Annotated in this window: 5 protein-coding genes; all 5 read left to right on the top strand. The window is 45.4% G+C overall.

What is annotated here, in order from left to right:
- Window positions 1–175 precede the first annotated feature (175 nt).
- On the top strand, window positions 176–718 hold the full coding sequence (locus tag DSOL_RS25655; RefSeq protein ID WP_235839009.1) for a DUF6431 domain-containing protein: 543 nt from the start codon (window positions 176–178) through the stop codon (window positions 716–718).
- Window positions 719–764: 46 nt separating this feature from the next.
- Entirely contained in the window at window positions 765–2,117 is a 1,353-nt protein-coding gene (locus DSOL_RS25650; RefSeq protein WP_075367533.1) for a DDE-type integrase/transposase/recombinase, read from the top strand.
- Window positions 2,110–2,910 (top strand): ExeA family protein, encoded by an 801-nt coding sequence (locus tag DSOL_RS25645; protein WP_075367532.1) that lies wholly within the window; start codon window positions 2,110–2,112, stop codon window positions 2,908–2,910. Before DSOL_RS25650 ends, DSOL_RS25645 begins: the two co-directional genes overlap by 8 nt.
- Window positions 2,907–3,158 carry a hypothetical protein gene (locus tag DSOL_RS25640; protein WP_075367531.1) on the top strand — a complete coding sequence of 84 codons (252 nt, stop codon included), beginning with the start codon at window positions 2,907–2,909 and terminating at the stop codon, window positions 3,156–3,158. Before DSOL_RS25645 ends, DSOL_RS25640 begins: the two co-directional genes overlap by 4 nt.
- 170 nt (window positions 3,159–3,328) lie before the next feature.
- Window positions 3,329–3,514 (top strand): hypothetical protein, encoded by a 186-nt coding sequence (locus tag DSOL_RS25635; protein ID WP_075367530.1) that lies wholly within the window; start codon window positions 3,329–3,331, stop codon window positions 3,512–3,514.
- The last annotated feature ends 51 nt before the right edge of the window (window positions 3,515–3,565 follow it).

Genomic DNA, 3,565 nt, shown 5'->3' with positions numbered 1-3,565 from the left:
TTGTTTGTGCTAGCGTAAAAGATCCGAAAGCTGACGGGATTGCCTGACCGGAAATTGACAGATATAATGACCATATCATTGTAAAGGAAAAGGATGTCTCCCTTTAACATGATCCTGCGCTAACAGGTTCATAGGAGGCATCCCACCAAAAACAACATGGTTATTGTATCAAATTATGCTCTCGTTGAAAACCCACAAACTGGTTTTTTTCGTTCGGTGTGCAGAATCCGTCCCTTGTCCCTGTTGCGGAGAACAACTGGCTGTTATCGGGAGTCGCAAAAGGAAATGTAGAAACAGTGATGGAGAAACTAAGGTATTGATCATTCGCAGACTGCGTTGTAAGCATTGCAGACGAATTCATCATGAATTACCTCATTGTCTGGTACCTTACCAACGATATGAATCTTCCTGTATTGAAAGTGTTGTCTTGAAGGACTCAAGATCTTCTGACATCGCGGCGGATGACTCAACCTTGTATCGTATGCGAATGTGGTTTAACACACTGCTTCCCTATCTGCTCGGCTGTTTAAATGCTATTGCCTATCGCTTAGGACAAGCCCCTGTGGAAGAGCCGTCCGTCTCACCACTATCTGCACACCAAAGAATCGGATGTTACGTAGGAAATGAGCCAGGGTGGCTGGCGAGAATTGTCCGTCCTATTGCCAATTCAAATTTATGGGTACATACCCGTTCTGCATTTTTGTCCGCAAACACCTGAGGTAGACTAAAAAAGAAGTTTACTTTTGAGAGGAAGGTGTTTTCGGTTGAAAAATCAGAAGAAGGCCGAAGAAATTGCTGCTGAACGAGTTCAACTCTTGTCTCCACTTCTTGCAGACGGACTTGATCCTGCCAAAGCACGGGAAATCAAGGCACAACTATGTGTTGCGCATGGGCTATCAGAGCGAACATTGCGTCGGTATCTGGAAAAGTACCGTCAAAGTGGATTTGGAGGTCTTAAACCCAAAGGCAAGGGCAGAGCTCCCACGGAAGCGATTGCTCCAGATGTGCTCGACCAAGCGATTTTGCTCCGTAGAGAAGTACCCAGTCGAAGCGTTGCACAGATTATCCAGATCCTAGAGTGGGAAGGCAAAGTACAGTGTGGAGAACTCAAACGAAGCACATTGCAGGAAAAATTGGCAAGTCGCGGTTACAGCACCCGTCAGATGCGCATATATGCAGATTCTGGGGTAGCAGCCAGACGTTTTCAACGACGCCACCGACAACAGTTGGTACAATCCGACATTAAATTTGGTCCATATCTTCCCATTGGTCCCAATGGCTCCATGAAACAAGTGTATCTGGTTTGTTTTATAGATGACGCAACGAGGTTTGTACTACACGCTGCCTTCTACCCAACCCTAGATAAAACGATTGTCGAGGATTGTTTTCGTACTACGATCCAGAAATGTGGATTGCCTGATGCCGTATTTTTCGACAACGGAAAGCAGTATCGGACGAAATGGATGACTCGAACCTGCTCTAAGCTAGGCATTCGCTTGTTATTTGCTAGACCATATTCTCCAGAATCGAAAGGAAAAATAGAAAAGTTTAATCAATTAGTCGATAATTTCCTAAAGGAAGTGGCTTTAGAGAAGCCAAAGACACTGGATCGACTCAACGAATTATTTCAGGTATGGCTAAGTGAATGCTATCAGAATAAACCACACTCTGCGCTGAATAACAACATGAGTCCGGAGACAGCCTATCGCAGCGATAAAAAACCCCTTCGATTTGCAGAACAGAAAGTGCTAGCCAATGCGTTTTTACATTACGAACCGCGCAAGGTTGACAAATCAGGTCTAATCCATTTCATGGGGACATTATATGAAGTCGGACTTCAGTTTATCGGGTGTACAGTGGACGTGGTCTACGATCCGGCAAACATTAGCGATCTGACCATCGAATACGAGGGACACGCCCCGTGGAAAGTACACGAACTCGTGATCGGAGAGCATGTCGGGAAACGTCCAACCATGCCTAAGCACCTTCAGCCACAAGCCGTCGACTCCTCAAGACTCCTTGGGGCCGCCGAACAAAAAAATCGTCTACGTCGTGAGATTCAAACACCAGCTCTTTCTTTCCGCGCGGTTCATAAGGAGGGCTCGAAGGATGTTTGAATCGTTCTATGGATTCAACTCTACGCCATTTACACGCAATATTCCTACAGGCGAGCTCTATAAATCGGTGTTATTAGAAGAGACGTTGGGACGTCTTGAGTATGCCGCTGAACGAAGGTGGTTCGCCGTGGTCACTGGCGACTGTGGAACGGGGAAAACAACAACCATCCGCCGTTATGCACAAACTCTGAATCCGTCAAAATTCAAGGTACTCTATCTATCGGACTCCAAGCTTACACCCCGCAACTTCTACAAAGGGCTCTTAGAACAACTCGGCTTTGAATCGAAGTTTTATCGTGGAGATGCAAAACGTCAGTTGCATCGAGAAATTGAGCTGATGCGGGGGATTCAGCATCTACAGCCGGTCGTGGTCGTCGATGAGTCTCATCTTCTGGATCGGGAAATGCTGGAGGAAGTTCGTTTTCTACTTAATATGAAAATGGATGCAGAAAGTCCCATGGCGCTCATTCTCGTCGGCCAGAGTGAACTGTGGGAACGGCTTCAGCTTCAGGCTTATGCTGCGATCCGTCAAAGGATCGATTTGCAGTGTAAACTAATACACTATGATCGTGCCGAGGTTGAGTCCTATATACAGCGGCACTTGGCTTATGCAGGTGCAACCCGCGATGTTTTTTCAGAGGCAGCGATCGATGACATTTATCGTTTCTCCAGCGGTGCAGCCAGACTCATTAATAAGGTTTGTACGCATTGCCTCATGTATGGTGCCCAGAATGGTCATCGGATTATTGATGACCGTATGGTCAAACGGGTGATTGAGGGGGAATTGTCATGAGGCGCTTAGAAGACTACTTTCTAAGGACTGGTTTTTATGATCTTCTTCCTCAGGCCAAGCAATTAGCCGAAGATCTTGGATACGATCAAGCCGAAATGATCGAAGCGGTCTGTAAGACGAGTGATAAGTTTTACCAGTATCCGCCCACTAAAAATAGAAACGTTTGGTTTAGAAAGGTCTTTGTTGAAAAATTAGCTGAGGCTAGGGCAGATATTCTGTACTTTAGGGCAGAGAAAGTAAAAAAATGAGGACATGAGAATCGGCAAAACACCACTGGACAATGAACCTAGTTTCCTTGTTACTAAAGGTCTCGCTGATCATTCGCTTAACTGATTTCCACACCAAACTGGGTGGCTCATATTGGTGTTGCTACGGTGTTTAGAGTATCAGCATTCGCACCAGAATGAGGAGGGGGAAAATGCCTAGACAGTCTATCGAACTACCCGAGAACATCAAAAAAGGTCTTGATAAAATGGCATCAACCTTTGGAATGACACAAAATGCACTGATTAACCTTGCTGTCACAACAATGGTCGTAAAATATGATGCCGAAGGAACAAGGATCTTTTTCGATTTAATTTCTCCGCCAACAAAAAGGAAATAAGGCATTGTTGGCCATCAAAAGAAAGACCTGTTGCCATAAAAAGGACTCAAC

The organism is Desulfosporosinus metallidurans, from assembly GCF_001936615.1.
In the GTDB taxonomy this organism is placed as follows: domain Bacteria; phylum Bacillota; class Desulfitobacteriia; order Desulfitobacteriales; family Desulfitobacteriaceae; genus Desulfosporosinus; species Desulfosporosinus metallidurans.
This window is presented reverse-complemented; position numbering and strand designations above follow the sequence as displayed.

Coding starts and splice junctions, on each gene's coding strand:
- DSOL_RS25655 (WP_235839009.1), top strand. CDS start 176: ATGCTCTCGTTGAAAACCCACAAACTGGTTTTTTTCGTTCGGTGTGCA.
- DSOL_RS25645 (WP_075367532.1), top strand. CDS start 2,110: ATGTTTGAATCGTTCTATGGATTCAACTCTACGCCATTTACACGCAAT.
- DSOL_RS25640 (WP_075367531.1), top strand. CDS start 2,907: ATGAGGCGCTTAGAAGACTACTTTCTAAGGACTGGTTTTTATGATCTT.
- DSOL_RS25635 (WP_075367530.1), top strand. CDS start 3,329: ATGCCTAGACAGTCTATCGAACTACCCGAGAACATCAAAAAAGGTCTT.